Annotated in this window: 16 protein-coding genes and 2 pseudogenes; 11 read left to right on the top strand and 7 right to left on the bottom strand. The window is 68.4% G+C overall.

Features of this window, described 5'->3' with window-relative positions; all coding sequences use genetic code 11:
* The first annotated feature begins 89 nt into the window (after positions 1–89).
* Entirely contained in the window at positions 90–1,055 is a 966-nt protein-coding gene (locus tag ABT009_RS40870; RefSeq protein WP_351306633.1) for a helix-turn-helix transcriptional regulator, read from the top strand.
* Between the two features lie 10 nt (positions 1,056–1,065).
* On the opposite strand, the gene ABT009_RS40875 is transcribed toward ABT009_RS40870, so the two are convergent.
* Entirely contained in the window at positions 1,066–1,980 is a 915-nt protein-coding gene (locus tag ABT009_RS40875) for an IS982 family transposase (RefSeq protein ID WP_351306635.1), read from the bottom strand.
* A 154-nt stretch (positions 1,981–2,134) separates the two neighbouring features.
* On the opposite strand from ABT009_RS40875, the gene ABT009_RS40880 reads away from it, so the two are divergent.
* Together ABT009_RS40880 and ABT009_RS40885 are read left to right on the top strand one after the other, a co-directional pair.
* On the top strand, positions 2,135–2,866 hold the full coding sequence (locus ABT009_RS40880) for an alpha/beta fold hydrolase (protein ID WP_351306637.1): 732 nt from the start codon (positions 2,135–2,137) through the stop codon (positions 2,864–2,866).
* Between the two features lie 366 nt (positions 2,867–3,232).
* Positions 3,233–3,742: pseudogene (locus tag ABT009_RS40885) on the top strand (IS110 family transposase); the annotation flags it as partial.
* 469 nt (positions 3,743–4,211) lie between these two features.
* On the opposite strand, the gene ABT009_RS40890 reads toward ABT009_RS40885, so the two are convergent.
* From ABT009_RS40890 to ABT009_RS40900, 3 genes are all read right to left on the bottom strand, one after another.
* Positions 4,212–5,117, bottom strand: a complete 906-nt coding sequence (locus tag ABT009_RS40890) for an endonuclease/exonuclease/phosphatase family protein (RefSeq protein ID WP_351306639.1) — start codon at positions 5,115–5,117, stop codon at positions 4,212–4,214.
* Positions 5,118–5,462: 345 nt separating this feature from the next.
* Positions 5,463–5,666 carry a hypothetical protein gene (locus tag ABT009_RS40895; protein WP_351306641.1) on the bottom strand — a complete coding sequence of 68 codons (204 nt, stop codon included), beginning with the start codon at positions 5,664–5,666 and terminating at the stop codon, positions 5,463–5,465.
* 56 nt (positions 5,667–5,722) lie between these two features.
* On the bottom strand, positions 5,723–6,331 hold the full coding sequence (locus tag ABT009_RS40900; protein WP_351306643.1) for a TetR/AcrR family transcriptional regulator: 609 nt from the start codon (positions 6,329–6,331) through the stop codon (positions 5,723–5,725).
* A gap of 206 nt (positions 6,332–6,537) precedes the next feature.
* On the opposite strand from ABT009_RS40900, the gene ABT009_RS40905 reads away from it, so the two are divergent.
* From ABT009_RS40905 to ABT009_RS40915, 3 genes are read left to right on the top strand one after another with little or no spacing between them, the layout of a single operon-like run.
* Positions 6,538–7,440 (top strand): CPBP family intramembrane glutamic endopeptidase, encoded by a 903-nt coding sequence (locus ABT009_RS40905; protein ID WP_351306645.1) that lies wholly within the window; start codon positions 6,538–6,540, stop codon positions 7,438–7,440.
* 57 nt (positions 7,441–7,497) lie between these two features.
* The gene (locus ABT009_RS40910; protein ID WP_351306666.1) at positions 7,498–8,721 is read left to right on the top strand and encodes a sensor histidine kinase; all 1,224 of its coding nucleotides are present in this window, start codon (positions 7,498–7,500) and stop codon (positions 8,719–8,721) included.
* 3 nt (positions 8,722–8,724) lie between these two features.
* Entirely contained in the window at positions 8,725–9,417 is a 693-nt protein-coding gene (locus tag ABT009_RS40915) for a response regulator (protein ID WP_351306647.1), read from the top strand.
* A gap of 12 nt (positions 9,418–9,429) precedes the next feature.
* On the opposite strand, the gene ABT009_RS40920 is transcribed toward ABT009_RS40915, so the two are convergent.
* Complete coding sequence (locus ABT009_RS40920; protein ID WP_351306649.1) at positions 9,430–10,419, bottom strand: zinc-dependent alcohol dehydrogenase family protein; 990 nt, start codon at positions 10,417–10,419, stop codon at positions 9,430–9,432.
* Between the two features lie 86 nt (positions 10,420–10,505).
* On the opposite strand from ABT009_RS40920, the gene ABT009_RS40925 reads away from it, so the two are divergent.
* The 3 genes from ABT009_RS40925 (at position 10,506) to ABT009_RS40935 (ending at position 12,556) form a co-directional block, all read left to right on the top strand.
* Entirely contained in the window at positions 10,506–10,889 is a 384-nt protein-coding gene (locus ABT009_RS40925) for a winged helix-turn-helix transcriptional regulator (RefSeq protein WP_351306651.1), read from the top strand.
* Between the two features lie 173 nt (positions 10,890–11,062).
* Complete coding sequence (locus ABT009_RS40930; protein ID WP_351306652.1) at positions 11,063–11,812, top strand: SDR family oxidoreductase; 750 nt, start codon at positions 11,063–11,065, stop codon at positions 11,810–11,812.
* A gap of 573 nt (positions 11,813–12,385) precedes the next feature.
* Positions 12,386–12,556 (top strand): hypothetical protein, encoded by a 171-nt coding sequence (locus ABT009_RS40935; RefSeq protein WP_351306653.1) that lies wholly within the window; start codon positions 12,386–12,388, stop codon positions 12,554–12,556.
* Between the two features lie 366 nt (positions 12,557–12,922).
* Here ABT009_RS40935 and ABT009_RS40940 read toward each other — a convergent pair whose 3' ends face one another.
* Positions 12,923–13,465, bottom strand: coding sequence for a GNAT family N-acetyltransferase (locus ABT009_RS40940; RefSeq protein WP_351306655.1), 543 nt, complete (start codon positions 13,463–13,465; stop codon positions 12,923–12,925).
* Positions 13,466–13,746: 281 nt separating this feature from the next.
* Here ABT009_RS40940 and ABT009_RS40945 point away from each other — a divergent pair, with 281 nt between their 5' ends.
* Positions 13,747–14,295: a DUF1062 domain-containing protein gene (locus tag ABT009_RS40945; protein ID WP_351306657.1), complete on the top strand. Its 549-nt coding sequence runs from the start codon at positions 13,747–13,749 to the stop codon at positions 14,293–14,295.
* 196 nt (positions 14,296–14,491) lie between these two features.
* On the opposite strand, the pseudogene ABT009_RS47605 reads toward ABT009_RS40945, so the two are convergent.
* Positions 14,492–14,638, bottom strand: a pseudogene (locus tag ABT009_RS47605) (LacI family DNA-binding transcriptional regulator); the annotation flags it as partial.
* Positions 14,639–14,773: 135 nt separating this feature from the next.
* On the opposite strand from ABT009_RS47605, the gene ABT009_RS40955 reads away from it, so the two are divergent.
* On the top strand, positions 14,774–15,220 hold the full coding sequence (locus ABT009_RS40955; RefSeq protein ID WP_502990063.1) for a hypothetical protein: 447 nt from the start codon (positions 14,774–14,776) through the stop codon (positions 15,218–15,220).
* The last annotated feature ends 359 nt before the right edge of the window (positions 15,221–15,579 follow it).

A 15,579-nucleotide genomic window follows, 5' to 3' on the forward strand; every position in this document is an offset into this window, starting at 1 on the left:
TGTTCCTTCTCACAGGTCGTAGGTACGCATCCACCAGCCTGACCGGGATATGCGCCGCATCGTGTCGCAATTCCTGAAAAAATTGGTGTGTGACCCCAGATCGCTTCTTCACCCTGATGCTGCTCCTCAAATCGAGGGATGCCGTGACCACACAGGAACTTGCCTCAGCGCTCGGAGTGTCCCTTCGAACCATCACCCGAGACCTGAACTGGCTCCGCGACGCCGGTCTGCCGGTGACCGCACACCGGGGCCGCCTCGGAGGCGTGACCATGCTGCCCGGGTCCGGGCTCGACCTCACGCGACTCACACCGGGCGAGCGTGATCATCTGTCGCTCACTGGGCTGGATGAGAAGCAACGTGCGGAGCTCAACGCATCGGTCGAAAGCCAGCGCGCGCTCTCCAAGATCGTCGCTACACAGCCACGTCGAGTTCATGAGCTCTTGCCGCTCACCGACGTAGTGCACGTGGACAGCCGTCCCTGGCGTCAGGCACGAGCTTCCGGCACGACTCCGGCTTCGCTGATCGGCGCAGTGCGGCGAGGTCGCCGGCTACGGATCGAGTACGACAGCCCACGCGAGTCATGCCCACGCGACCTGGTCGTGGATCCCTACGGGCTGTTCGCCAAGGCCGGCATCTGGTACCTCGTCGCCGACTGTGCCCGAGTGCCACGGATGTACCGACTCGAACGGATCACGACGTGGAAAGAAGTCGACCAGCCACGACGGATCCGCGAGAGCCAGACCCTGGCCACCGTCGCTGCAGCGCTCATTGATCAGTGGGAGCACAACCACGCGATAGAGGTCAGCGCCACCATCGACCAGACCCAGATCGAGCGAGCGCAACGGATCTTTGGCCTACGACTCGTCCCGGACGACCATGAAGAATCCGCCACTGGCCGCAAGGTAACGATCCGCTTCCTGCATCTGGAGGACGTGCGAGCACTACTGCCGTTCGGGAGCGCCATCACTGTGCACGGCCCCACCGAAGCCAGGGCTCACCTCCGCGACCTCGCCACCAATCTTGCCCACCACTATGCGCCGTCACCAACGTCCTGACCCGCAACAGTTAGTGATCGTACGAAGTCAGCGAACGGAGGGTGTCGTGTCCAGTGTGATCGTTGTGCCAGATCACGGCGGTCAGCGCGAGTATTCGCTGCATGACGCGGGCGATGACACCGCGGGGTGTGCGCCCTCGGTGCTGTTCGAGGTCGAGCTGTCCCTTGAAAGTCTCGTTGACCGACTCGATGACCTGCCGCAACGGCTTGAACAGGGATCCGCCGGGCCGCTGCCGTTCGCCCTTGCGGGTCGGCCGTAGCAACTGGATTCCCTCCTGGGCGAGTTCTTGTTCGAAGTCGCGGCCGAAGTAATTCTTGTCGCCGATCAGCGTCTGGCCGGGCCGGGCGGCGACGAGGTGTGGTTCGGCCGCAAGCAGGTCCAGCAGGGTCTCGCGCTCGTCGGCCTTGGCTCCGGTCAGGGCGAAGGCGATCGGCAGGCCCTGGAGGGTGCACACCAGGTGCAGCCGCAGGCCCCAGAAGAAGCGGCTGTGCCTGGCGCAGTAGCCGTACTGCGCCCATCCGGCCAGATCGGAGCGCTTGACGGTCTCCCGCGAGCGGCCGCATTCGACCGGGGTGGAGTCCACGATCAACACGTCGTCGCTCCACACCGAGGTGCTGATGGCCAGGATCCGGGTGATACGGCGGAGCAGGTCGGCGGCCTTGCGCAGCCGCATGTTGTAGCCGGGTTGCTGCGGCAGGTACGGGAAGAGGTGCCGCATGTGGACCCGGGCATGCCGCAGCCACCTGGCCTCGGAGGTGAAACCGAGCATGGCCTGCATCATCGCCAGGGTGACCAGCTCGGCGTCGGTGAGCTGCGGCGCGATTCCCACGGACGGCCGCCACGGCGCCAAGTCCGGACGCTCCTTCAGCAGATCGTCTGTTGTCGCATAAAACGCTGTCGCGAGGGTGTCCAGGTTGTTCGTCACACAACGATCTTGGACGCCCTCGTTCTCGTCTCCGCAGACACGTGACTGAGCGCCACACAGTTGGCTGGTTGAACACCTTCTGGCGTCTCCCTTGATCGCGAGGAAGATCCCGCCGGTAGAGTCGGCTTGAGGACGGTGTCACCTGGGGGGACTGATGACAGCAGTGGATGCAGTGCCCATAGTCTTCGTTCACGGGACGCGCTTCAGCGCGGGACAGTGGAGCATGCAGCTCGCCGCACTCCGGGACGAATTCCCGGTAGTCGCCATCGACCTGCCCGGCCACGGAGAGCGCTCGGCTCAGCCCTGGAGCCTGAGCACCGCGACGGAGATCATCGCTTCCGCGGTCGACTCGCTCAACCGCGGGCCTGCTCTGGTCGTCGGGCACTCGCTCGGCGGATATGCCTCGCTGGAGTTCGCGCGGCGCCGTCCGGAACAACTGCGCGGGCTGATCCTCGCGGGAGCCAGCGCCTCAACCCGCGGCCTCCGGGCAGCGCCATATCGGTGGGTCGCCCGGCTGGTCCCTCGCATGCCGGCGGATCGCCTGGCCCGGTGGAACGACCGGTTGCTGCGGCGGCTCTACCCGCGGGAAGTGGTGGAGGCGACCATCCATGCCGGCTACGCCTTCCATACCCTGCCAGCAGCCTGGGACGAAGTACTCGGACGCTTCGACGCGGGTGCGATGCGTTATGTGAAGGCTCCGGCTCTCATCCTGAACGGTGAGAAGGACGCCGTCTTCCGCGCCGGGGAGGCGGACTTCGCCCGCGCGCATCCGCACGCTCGCGTCGAATTGATCCCGCGGGCACGACACCTCGCGAACTTCGACGACCCCGATGCCTTCACTGATGCCGTCCGACGCTTCGCCCGCCAACTGCCTGCCGCCAGCTGAGCACGCCACGGCCGGGATCACCTGGCGCCCCTGAACACCTCGACAGCGACCGCGCACTCAGCTGTGATGCTCAGTCACAAGACACCCCTTGGAATTGATCATCTAGTTGACCAGTCGGGTCAACCAGAGCGCTCCTTACCTTGTTTGGCGGGTTGATTCCGGTCCTTCGTACGATCGGGAGACCCAGGGGCCTGGGTGTGGATGAAAGCGCTCATGCCGTATCTGTGGCTTTGACTGATAGGCCGCCCAATGCCCCGCGACGACACGGCCACTCATTGGGATGAGCGAACAGAGATCGCTTCGTAAGGACACGTCGGCGTGGTCGTCTGCAGGGAACCAGTCAACCGATCGACGAGGGAGGCTCGGGTGCCCGAGCTCTGGGCGGGGACGGATGCCGGCAAGGCCGCGCACCACTGCACGGTGATCGATGCGGAAGGCACGAAGGTGCTCTCGCGCCGAGTGCCCAACAACGAGGCAGAGCTGCTGGAGCTGATAGGCGACGTCCTCGCACTGGCTGAGGACAGCCCGGTGACCTGGGCCGTCGACCTGAACGCCGGCGGGAGCGCGTTGCTGATCGCTCTGCTGGTCGGCCATGATCAGCGGCTGCTCTACATTCCTGGCCGGACCGTCCACCACGCCTCCCGCGGCTACCGGGGGGACGGCAAGACCGATGCGAAGGACGCCTACGTCATCGCCGACCAGGCGCGGATGCGCCGGGACCTACAGCCTCTGCAGGAGTGGGACGAGATCGCGGTGGACTTGAAGATCCTCACCGCCCGGCGCTACGACCTCGCCGCAGACCGCACTCGCGCCATGACCGGAGTCAGCCCGGGCTGCGCCGCGAACGGTAGCTCGCTGAGCTGCCCCCGTCGGGCGCCGATCGTTGGTACCTGGACGCGTATGTTCGGGGTGGTGTCGACGAACAGATCGTCGAGGGCGTGCAACAGCTCCTCGCGGATGCGGAGGTCGCCGACCTAGGGAGCATGCAGCGGCAGTCTGTCCGCAGTGCCGTGTACTAGGGAGTCTCGGCCGCAGGGTGGCCGCGATCAGCGAGGGGGAACGTGCGCTTCAGCGGCTGTTGGATGCCCGTGCAGCGGTGGCCGAGCGGGTTTCTGCTGTCGTGGAGCTGGCCCGCGGTGCGGTTGCGGGCCCTCGGGTGTCTCGACGGGCCGAGGGGATGCGAGCGGACCGGCTTCCACCATCTGCACGCCGCCGAAGTCCACACCTTCACCCCGAGGTTCGGACCTCACTCGGGCGACAGACGGCCACGCCGCGCCCGAAAAGCCTGAAACCCACAGGCACACACAGAGTTCCCGAGACGCTTGATGCCCCAGAGAAGATTCCCTCAGTCCAGTGTGAGCCGGGCGATGAGCGGGAGATGGTCGCTGCAGGTAGGGGGGAGGCTGCGGATGTGACCGACGGTCGCCGAGCGGGCCATGATCTGGTCGATCCGGGCTAGTGGGAAGGAGGCGGGGAAGCTGAAGGCGAAGCCCCGTGCCGGTACGTTCATCTGTGAGGTCAGCGGGGTCAGCCCACGGTCGTCGACCGTGCTGTTGAGGTCGCCGAGAAGTATCACCGTGTGCAGCTTCTCGGCGGCGACGGCCTTGCCCAGCAGGCCGGCGCTTTCGTCGCGCCAGGACGAGGCGAGGCCGGCTGTGTGGATGCGGACTGAGGGCAGGTGCGCGACGTACACCGCGATCTCACGGTGCTGAGTGCGGGCCACGGCCCGTAGCCCGCGGCTCCAGGGCTCTGTGATCCCAGCGGGTTTGATGTCCAGCTTCTGGACATCGGTGAGCGGGTGTTTCGACCAGAGTCCGACGGTGCCCACGACCGCGTGGTATGGGTAGCGCGGGGCGAGGATTCTTTCATAGACCGGTAGTGCCGCCGGTACGAGCTCCTCCAGGCCGATTAGGTCGGGCTCGGCCTCGGCCAGGGAGCGGGCCGTGCCCGCAGGGTCAGTGTTCTCGTCGCTGACGTTGTGCTGCACCACGACCATGTCGTGCGCACCGGGCTTCGCCTTGGGCAGCAGCAGCCCTCCGAAAAGGTACGTCCAGGCCGCCACCGGCAAGAGCAGGGCTACCAGGGCGACAGCTGAGCGGCGCAGCAGCGCCAGGCCGAGCAGCACCATGATCACCAGGCCAGACCAGGGCAGGAACGATTCCAGCAAGCTGCCCAGGCGTCTGGGGGTGTTCGGAACCAGCCGATGGAACGCCAGCAGCAGCGATGTCAGCGCCGCCAGCGCGGCGAGCACCCGCCCCCGCGTCCAGGACGACCGATCGCTTGCGTTCCCGCCCGCAGACCACCACCTTGTCCCCCGGGGTGTTGCCGTCTTCACCGTCGACGTCGCACCGCTGCCCCGCTCACTCATGGCTTCCCATCCGCACGCTCTTTGCTCTTGCTCTCCAGGACGAGCCACCCGGTGAATCAGGTTCTGTTCGTCGCAAGTGTGACGGCACACATATCGCGAGACCGTCTACAGCTACCTGCGCGCCATCCCCGCCCCGGCCCCACGATGACGCCGTAACCCGTCGCGTCCGGCGGCCCACGCTCACCGAGCGACCCGTCGCCAGCCCTATGGCGGCTGGTGGCAGGTTCGTTAACGGCACCCCGTGTACCAGGACGCCCGCCCGGGGGACATCCCGCACGCCACCATGAACACCCGCATCGCCCAGCAGGTGGCGGCTTCGTTCGGGATCGCGATCGTCGCCATGGTCTTCCAGTCGCTCCTGGAGCACGGCGCGACGGGGGCCTTCCACGGCGCGTTCTGGTGGGCGATCGGCATCACGGTCGCCGCGCTCATCCCCTCGCTCTCCCGGCGAAGGCGAAGGCGACGGTCCCGGCCGCTACCGGGCGCTCTCAGGCGAGCGGCCAGCTACGTAGGGCGGCGTCGGCCATCTCCTGGAGGTCGTCGCGACCGATACCGCTCGCGGCCTGCACGGCGATGCCGAATGCCAAGGTGGTGACGTAGCGGGCGAGCAGCCCCGGATCGGCCTCCGGAGGCAGTTCGCCGTCGTCGACGGCTTGCTGGAACCGGTCCCGGAGCTGAGAGCAGCCGTTGGTGCGCCAGGCGGCGAGCAGGTCGCGGACCGCCTGCCCGGAGTCGCCGGTGGCCAGGGCGCCCTGGACGCCCAGGCATCCGTGGGGGTGGGCCGGCCGGGTGGTGGTCCGGACGGTGCCGGCCAGGACCGCGGCGGCCACGCCGAGGGCGGTCGGCTCCTCCAGGGCCCGGGCGAGGTATGCGCTCGGGCCCTCGGTGTAGCGGTCCAGGGCCTTTCGGAACAGCTCCTCCTTGTTCCCGAAGGCCGCGTACATGCTGGTGGTCGAGATGCCCATCGCCTCGGTCAGGCCAGCCAGGCTGGCGCCCTCGTAGCCGTGTTCCCAGAAGAACAGCATGGCGCGTTCGAGAGCCTCTTCGGCGTCGAATCCCCGGGGCCGGCCGATGGGGCCGCTCTGTCTGGTAGCCACCCTCGGAGCCTACCGCTTCCGCATCGATCGATGCGGAAGCGGTAGGGGCTCCGTGGCGAGGCCCACGACGAGGGCACCGCACCGCCGAGCGCATCCCCCGTGAGAGCTACCGGCGCCGTCTGCTCGCGGGTGAATCGCGGATGTCGCGGTGTTCCTAGCGTGGTCGTCGGGTCGCCGCCTGGGCGGCCGACTACCAAGGGGAGGCCATGATGTACACGTCATCCACCACGCGCCACGAGGGGGGCCACGACCGGCTTGCGGATGCCTCCGGTCCGAGCGGCGTCTCCGGTCCGAGCGGCGGCCGCGTCGGCCGGATCTGCCGCTCTCCGCTCGGCTGGATGCTGATCGGAATCGCCGGCGTCGGCGCGGTCTCGGCTGCGACCGCGACCGGCCCCGGACCGGTGCCGGTGCTGGGAGCGGCCGTTGCGGTGGCTGTCTACTGGGCGGTCATGCGCTTCGTCGCGCGACGGCCGATGCCGGAGATCGCCCGGCGCGGGGCCGTGCGGGAGGCCTTGCTCGGCGGCGGGATCGGTCTGGGCTTCATCCTCGTATCCGCCCTGGTGATCACGGCGTTCGGAGGCTACTCGTTCTCCTGGGCCGGAAACGGTTTCTTCTCCGTCGTGGCGTCCGCGGTCGCCGTGCAGGCGGGCGCGGCAGTCACGGAGGAGCTGATGTTCCGCGGCCTCGCCCTGCAAGCCCTGGAGCGGCTGTTCGGCAGCCGTGCCGCTGTCGCGATCACCGCGCTGCTCTTCGGCGCCGCGCACCTGGCCAACCCCGGGGCCACCGCGTGGAGCGCACTGGCGATCGCCCTCGAGGCGGGCGCGCTGCTCGGAGCGGCGTTCCTGTGGCGGCGCAGCATCTGGTTCGTCGTGGGTATGCACTTCGCCTGGAACGCCACCGAGCAGCTGCTCGGCATCCCGGTCTCGGGCAACACCGAAAAGGGGCTGCTGTCCGTGCACGTCAGCGGTTCGGGCCTGCTGACCGGCGGAAGTTTCGGTCTGGAGGCGTCGATCGTTACCGTCCTCATCAGTGTGGCGCTGGCGGTCCCGATGTTCGTCCTCGCCCACCGGCGGGGCGGTCTGCTGCCCCGTCAGCACGTCGCCCGCTGAGCCCTGCGCGCGGCACCGCCCCCGGCTGACCGGAACGGAACGGAGACGGAAGTGATGATGCTCAGGTGGTCTCGGAGACCACCGCTGCTGCGGAGGCCGCTCGGTTGGTTGACGGGGCGTCAGCAATCCGTCAAGGACGGTGTTCTCGCGCTGGTTCTCACCGTGCTGGCCTTCGTACCGACCCTGTCGCAGATCGGGGCGCAGATCGGCGACCTGCCTGATCACCCGTCAAGCCCGCTGAGCATCGGGCTGACCCTGGCGCAGACCCTGCCGCTGACGGTACGCACCCGACGGCCCGCGGCCTGCCTCACCGTCGTCGGCTGCGCCTTCGCGGTGCATCAGGCGCTGGGTTGTCCGGCGACGTTCGGGACTGTCGGGCTCTACCTGGCCCTGTACTCCGCCGGAGCCCACCAGGTCTCCTTCCGCCGCGCTCTCGCCGCCGCGGCGAGCACGGGCTACGCCGTGCTGGCGGTCGTCCTGCACCACCTCGGCTCACCGCAGCGGATCCCGGACTACCTCGCGTTCTCTCTGGTTCTGGCCGGAGTCTGGGCGGTGGGCAGCGGCGTACGCAGGCGTCGGGCGGAGGAGGCCGAGCGGCGGCGGCTGGCCGCCGAGGTGGCCGCGGCCGCCGAGCGCGCACGCATCGCGCGCGAACTGCACGACGTGGTGACCCACCATGTGACGGCCATGGTGGTCCAGGCCGACGCGGCGCAGTTCCTGCTCACGTCCGCGCCGGAACGCGCCGGTGACAGTCTGACAGCTGTCAGCGACACCGGTCGCCGGGCGCTCACCGAACTGCGGTACCTGCTCGGCGTGCTGGAGGCGACCGGTCAGTCCGCCTCCGCCTCCGCCTCCGCGGACCGGGCACCCACCCTGGGAAAGGTGGGGGACCTGGTCGCGCAGGCCCGCATGTCGGGCCAGCCCGTCGAGTTCACCGAGCGGGGCGAGTGGCGGGCGCAGAGCGTGGACGTGGAACTGGCCGCGTATCGCGTGGTGCAGGAGGCGCTTACCAACGCGATGAAGCACGCGGTCGGGCAGCGGACACGGGTCCTGGTCCAGCACGGTGACGAGCACATCGAGATCGAGGTGGCCACCGAAGGATCCGCCCCCTCCTCGGCGTCCTCACCCGCTGCCCGAAAGGTGGGCCGTGGTGGCGGACGAGGCCTGACGGGGCTGCGTGAACGGGTGCGGATGCTCGATGGTGAACTGGTGGCCGGACCCCGGCCCGACGGCGGGTTCCGTGTCCGTGCCGTGATCCCCACCCAGCCCGCGCAGGAGTGACCCGTGAGCGATGCGCCGCCGCCGATCCGCGTACTCGTCTGCGACGACCAGGAATTGGTGCGCACCGGCTATGTCACCATCTTCTCCGCCCAGCCTGACCTGGAGGTCGTCGGGGAGGCCGAGAACGGGCACGCCGCAGTCCAGGCCACGCAGCAACTGCGCCCCGACGTGGTCGTGATGGACATCCGGATGCCCCTGCTGGACGGCATCGAGGCGACCCGTCGGCTGGCCGGCCCCGACGCCGTGGCACCACCGAAGGTACTGGTCGTCACCACCTTCAACGTCGACGCCTACGTCTACGACGCGTTCCGAGCCGGGGCGAGCGGCTTCCTCCTCAAGGACTCGCCCCCTGCGGAGTTGGTGGGCGGCATCCGGACGGTCGCCCGGGGCGAGGCACTGCTCGCACCGGCCGTCACCCGCCACCTCATCGGCCACTTCGCCGAACGGCTGCGCCCGGCGGACACCTCCCGGCCGGCCAGGGAGGAAGTCATGAGCGCGCTGACCGTCCGCGAACTGGAAGCGCTCCAACTGATCGCCGAGGGACTGTCGAACGCGGAGATCGCCGCGGCGATGTTCATCACGCCCGAGACGGTCAAGACCTATGTGTCGCGGATCCTGACCAAACTCGACCTGCGCGACCGCGTCCAAGCCGTCGTCCTCGCCTACCGGATCGGCCTGGTATCCGACACGTCCTGAGCCGGCACGGCCTCAGAAGGCCGTCACGACGATCTTCTTCCCGGCGTGCAGCCCCTTCTCGAGGTGGCGGTGTGCCTCGACGACGTCGTCAAGGGAGAACACCTTGTCGTCGACGGCGGGCCGCAGTGCACCGAGGTGCACGCCCGCGTTCAGGAAGGCCGCCATACGCTTCACCACGACGGCGTCGAGGGTGTGCTCGAAGCTCCGGTAGCTGAAGATCGTGAGCGGTGGGCCTCCAGGGAAGGGCGTGGGCCGCGGGTCCAGGAAGCCTGCGGCGACCAGTGTTCCGCCGGGGCGGGCCGCTTTCAGGAGATCCTGCTGGCCGGGGCCCATGACAAGGTCGAGGACGATGTCCGCGCCGGTCCCGCCGGTGTGGTGGTCGACGGCTTCGGCGATGTCCGGGTGGTCGGTGGCGACGACCGCGGCGGCGCCGGCGGCGAGCAGCTCGTCCTTCCTCGCGGTGTGCCGAGTGACGGCGATGGGCACGGCACCGATCTGATTGGCGATCTGCATCGCCGCCCGGCCGACGGCGCCGGACGCGGCGGTGATGAGGACGTGGTCGCCGGGTCGGATCCTCGCCTTCTCGACGAGCGCGCCGTAGGCGGTGGAGTAGGCGACCCAGATCGCCGCTGCCTCCGTGATTCCGAGCCCGGCCGGCCGGGCGACGACCCGGCTTGCGGGGATCGTGGTGTATTCGGCGTAGCTGCCTCGGGCGCTCGCGTCCGGAACGGCCGTGAGGATGACCGGATCGCCGATCTTCAGCCCGGTGGTCTCGGGGCCCAGCGCGTCGAGGACGCCGGTTCCTTCGACACCGAGGCGAGCGTGCGGCAGGGGGACGGGTGCGGGCGAGGTGCCGGAACGCATCATCTGGTCGAGCGGGTTGACGGCGAACGCCTCCATCCTGACCCGGACCTCGTCGGCTGCGGGCTCGACGACGGGCTCCTCGACGACGTGCATGACCTCCGGCCCGCCGAACTCGTCGAACACAACGACTCGTGGCATGGTGACTCCTCCGCATCCGGTGCTGGTTGGTTGCTCGAGGAAGACGCTACGGAGCCGTGGGTTACCTCCTGGTACCTTCGACCTTCATGCAGAATGTGGACGGAGCAGCCTCCCTCGCCGACTGCCCCACGCGTCTGGCGGTCGAGATCATCTCTGACAAATGGGCCGTGCTCGCGCTCTTCGGACTCAGCCAGAAGCCTCGCAGGCACGGTGAGCTCGTCGACCTCATCGGCGGCGTCTCGCGCAAGGTCCTCACTCAGACGCTGCGCCGGCTCCAGCAGTACGGCCTGGTCGACCGCCATGCCGAAGCGCCGCGGCGGGTCGAATACAGCCTCACCGACCTCGGCCGGACCCTCATCGAGCCCATCGAGGTCCTGACGAACTGGGCGAGGGAGTACGGCGGGGACATCGCCGATTTCCAGGAGGCGGCGGAAGCCGCTCCTTCTGCTCGGGTTCGCCCGGCGGGTTGATCTCGCGATGGGCGTCGCCCCGCCGGTGGGGCGACGTCGACGCCGCTCGGCCTCCGCTGCCGCTCAGTTCGGTCGCCACCGCCCGCAGCACACCCATTCCGCATCGATCGATGCAGAAATGCTACGGTCTACTTCTGCATCGATCGATGCGGAAATGGAAGGAGGTTGTCCGCATGGGACTGCTTGAGGGGAAGACCGCTCTCGTCACCGGAGGCGGCTCGGGGATCGGCCTGGCCAGTGCCGTACGGCTGGCGGCCGAGGGCGCGCACGTGTTCATCACGGGCCGGCGCAAGGCCGAACTCGACGCGGCCGTCGAGACGATCGGTTCGGCGGCCACCGCGGTGGCGGGCGACATCTCCGACCTGGCCGACCTGGATCGGCTCTACGAGACGATCCGCCAGCGGGGGCGGGGCCTGGACGTGCTGTTCGCCAACGCCTCCGTCGCCGCGTTCGCGACGCTCGAACAGGTCACCGAGGAGCACTTCGACAGACTCTTCGGCATCAACGCCCGCGGCACGCTGTTCACCGTCCAGAAGGCGCTGCCGCTGCTCAACGACGGCGCCTCGGTCATCCTGAACGGCTCCACCAACGTGGACGTCGGCGCGGAGGCGTTCGGCGTGTACGCGGCGAGCAAGGCCGCCACCCGATCGTTCGCCCGGACCTGGGCCAACGAACTCAAGGGACGCGGAATCCGGGTCAACACGATCACGCCCGGCCCGACCGACACTCCTGGTCTGTCGGGGCTCGCGCCCGACCCGGAGCAGGCCGCCGGCCTCCGGCAGGGCCTGGCCGCACAGGTGCCGCTGGGCCGGCTCGGGCGCCCGGAGGAGATCGCCGCCGCCGTGGCCTTCCTCGCCTCCGAGCAGAGCAGCTTCATCACCGGTTCGAGCCTGTACGTCGACGGAGGCCTGAACCAGATCTGAGTAGGTCCCGGTCTCCAATCTCTGACCCACGGTGCAAAGTAGCCGCTACTGCTCGAACGTCAGCTGCCTGGAGACTTCGAGTGCGGCATGACGGGCCTGGACTTCTCCGCCGAGAGAGTGGAGGGGAAAGCCATCCTGTCCGATGCTTCAGTCTCAATCACCCGATCCAAGAGAGAGGCAGTTGCCGCAGATGGACTTCTCGTCCACAGCGCGGAACGGCTGACGGCAGATCTCGCAGAGATCGGGAAAGGCAGCGGCGCAGTTGAAGCAGAAGTTGGTGGGGCGGTCAGCCGCGGCAGCAGTGACCGCGCCTCCTACCAGGGTGTCGGTGCCGCAGTCCGGGCACGAGTCAACCGGAGGGGTGGACGGTTGGCTGAACAGATCGCTTATCGGTGGGGGGCTGCGCCAGGGAAGGCGGAGGACTTAGGTCGCGTAATTCCACGCGGCCAGCTGTGAATCCGTGGTCGCGGAGCAGAACAGGCACGAGGTCGGATCGCCCGCCAGCAGAGCCCACTGCCGGCAGTCGGGACATAGCAGGGTGCGGGCCGCCGGGAAGACGGCGTCCTCATCGGCATGCCCGGCATCGAGAAGAGCCTCGCCCGCTACCCCCAGCTCTGCAGCCGCGTCGGCTTCGTTCTGAACCTGGCCGATGTCGACGCCTCCGCGCGGGCCCGGCTGTGGCACCGCGTCCGCGCCGAACACCGGGAGTGGGAGGCTGCGAGACAGCGTGTAACCACGCTCTGACGGCAGGTGCGGGACGAGCGGGACGAACTCGCCGTCCCCGACTGAGCATCACGCATCTGGACTGGGAGCCATCTGGGAGCCAACCCGCTCCCATAGCCCCTTCGGGACCGCTTGAGAGCGCCGTGAGTGAGCGCACTGACCAGGGAAAACGCTCTCCGCGCTGGCCGGATCAGCCGCCGAACCTCATTCGGGGCGAAGCGGTCATAGGTTCGAATACCGCCACCCCGACAGGAGAAAAACGTTCATGCTGCTTGGCCTGTTCTACCCGCCGCGGAAGACCGTCGACTTCGTGCAGGACGGACTCTTCGCCACCTGACACGGCGGGGCCGCCGACACCGGCTGGAAGACTGATGAAGATCTTGGGCTTCAGCCCTGCGAGTTCGGTTTCCAGTCCTGGACGAGGAGCCCGAGGAGTACCTCGTCCAGGAACTCGCCCAGCACCCACGCCGAGGAGCGCAGTACGCCCTCGCGGATGAAGCCGTTGCGTTCGGCGGAGCGCAGCATGGCGTGGTTGTCCGCCAGTGTCTCGATCTGCAGCCGCTGCAGGCCGCGGACCACGAAACCGTAGTAGCAGAGCGTCGCGACCACGTCCGTGCCGTAGCCCTTGCCGCGTGCCGCCGGCAGCAGCCCGAGTCCGATGTGGGCGGACCGGTGGTGGTTGTCGATGCCCCACAGCGTCGCGGTGCCGGCCAGGGCGCCTCCTTCCAGCTCCACCACGGAGAACGCGACGCTGCCTTGCGCCGTGTCGTCCACCACGAGCCGCGGGTCCTTCGAACCGGGTGAGATCGGCCGCCACGGCCCGGCCTCGGCCCGCGCGGAGTTGACCACGTCGTCGTAGAGCTCGGTCCGCAGAGTGGGGATGTCGCCCTCGTGCCGGGCCCTCAGCCCGATCTTGCTGCCCTTTAGCATGCGGGCTTCCTATCCGACTTGGCTCGCCTACGGCAAACGAATATATGGACAGCCCGAGTTGACGCAGTGGCGGCGGCAGCAGTCGTTGGGCGAGACGCCCGAAAACCGGTGGCACGGCCCCGTTGCGCGTCATTACCGTGCTGTCGGACCAAGTCCTCGAGGCGAGGAAGAGCCCTTGTACACCCTGTGAGACCTCCCAAGCGCTGATTCGTCGCGCGTCGCGCACTGCGCGCCGTGCTGCTTCTTGCTGCGGACTTTCTCACTGAAACCGGTGTACTTCTTTGCTCACCAACTGGGTGGTCACACCCACCTGCCTGCCCGTCGTTCTCCGCCGTTGCCACACGTGCGCTTCCGGACGCTTCCGGACAAGCGGCAAGTTCCGTGTCAACGCCAACCACAAGCTCATCGACGCCTGGCTCCTCGCGCTCTGTTCCGACTGTGGGGACACCACGAAGATCACGGTCCTGGAGCGCATGAACGTCCGCTCCGTACGGCCTGATCTGCTGGAGCGGATGCACGACAACGACCCCGGTCTGGCAGCCGAGTTGCTGCAGGATCCGGTCGTGCGGCGCCGTAACCGCATCGCCCTCGGCTGGGACGGAGCCTGGCGTCTCGACACGGGCAGACCGGATCACTTGGACCACGAGGTGATCGATGTCTCGGTCCGCTTCGCGGCGCGGATTCCTGTCCGGCCGGTGCGGCTGATCGCCGAAGGGTTTGGTCTGTCACGGACCGAGGTCGAGAGGCTGATCACGGAGGGCGCACTCGTCTCGGCCGTGCGGCTGAGCGGCAAACGCTCCGGCGACTTCACCTTCCTGCTCAAGCGCTGAGCCCGGTCGGGGCCAGGGCCTGTTCGGCGGGACCCGCCGGACAGGCCCTGGCCCCCGCCTCACAGCAGACCGTCCAGCCGTCGCACAGACGAGTGGTCGCCCATGCGCCGACGGGCAACGAGGGCTGCCTCCCAGCGGTCCGTGAGGCCGACCAGAAGGCGTCTGCACACCCGGGGTCACATGGGCATACCGCGCGGAGACGCTCGGGGTGGTAGAGGACGCTGGACACCGTGCCGGTGGATACGTCGGCGCGACGAGCGACGTCGGCGAGCCTCGCGCCGCCGTGACCGGTGCGTGCGGCTCCTTGGCCCCGGAACACGTAGGTCGTCCCATGGCACGAGCACCACGGCGACGAACTCCTCGTCGCGCCCGGCCAGGAGTGCGGCACGGCTCGGCGATCAGAAGGGCGCGCCAAGGGGATCGGTGATGACCTTCTCCGGTCCCCGGTCCCCGGTCACGGGATCGGCTGCTCGACGCGTTGCCCGCCGAGGCCGAGAGCGCAGCCGCGAGGATCGCCGCCGCGTTCGGCAGTGAGGTCATGTTCGAAGAGCAGGGGCGCCGCGACCTGATCGAAAGCAACGTCGACCCGGCCCAGCGCGGCCGGATGCTCGACGACGCGAACGCCGACTACGGCCGCCTGGCCCGCCTGATCGGACTGGACGAGCAAGGGAAACCGCCCGCCGGCGCCGAGTTCGTCTCCCGAACCACGCCCGTGAAGACCACCGTGCACCGCTATGACGGCGACGTCGCCGAGGTCGACGTGTGGTGTTCCGCCGTGTTCGGACTGACCGGCGAGAACGTCGAGGAAATCCCGCCGTCCACCAGCTGGCTCACCATGACTGTGACCTTGCGCTGGTACACGGGCGACGGATGGAAACTCACCGATCTGCAGCAGAGCGACGGCCCGGAGCCCAGTCAGTCGTAGTGCGGACCTTTATCCACAGGGCTAACACCGTCCGGCCGTAAGTGAGTGTTTGAGTACCTGAGAAGTGCAGGACAAGGCAGCTATGGAACGCTTGGAGAGAGCTGCCTGGGGCGGCTGCGAGAGCCGTTTCAGAGGCAGTTGGCAAGATCGTGGCTATGAATGTCACTCCTGTCACTCCGCCACGGCCGCTCGATGTTGCCGCGGTTTTTCCTCAACTGGTCCCGCTGGCACGCACGGCGACCCGGTTGCACCCCCGACCCGGGGCACCGACGTGGTGCGACAGCTCGGTCGGGGGGGGGGGCCCCCGGGGCCCCCCCCCCCCCGGGGGCCAAAACAGGGGGGCCCCCAAAACCTGAGAG

The sequence above is a fragment of the Streptomyces sp. NPDC002896 genome (assembly GCF_040295225.1).
In the GTDB taxonomy this organism is placed as follows: Bacteria; Actinomycetota; Actinomycetes; order Streptomycetales; family Streptomycetaceae; genus Streptomyces.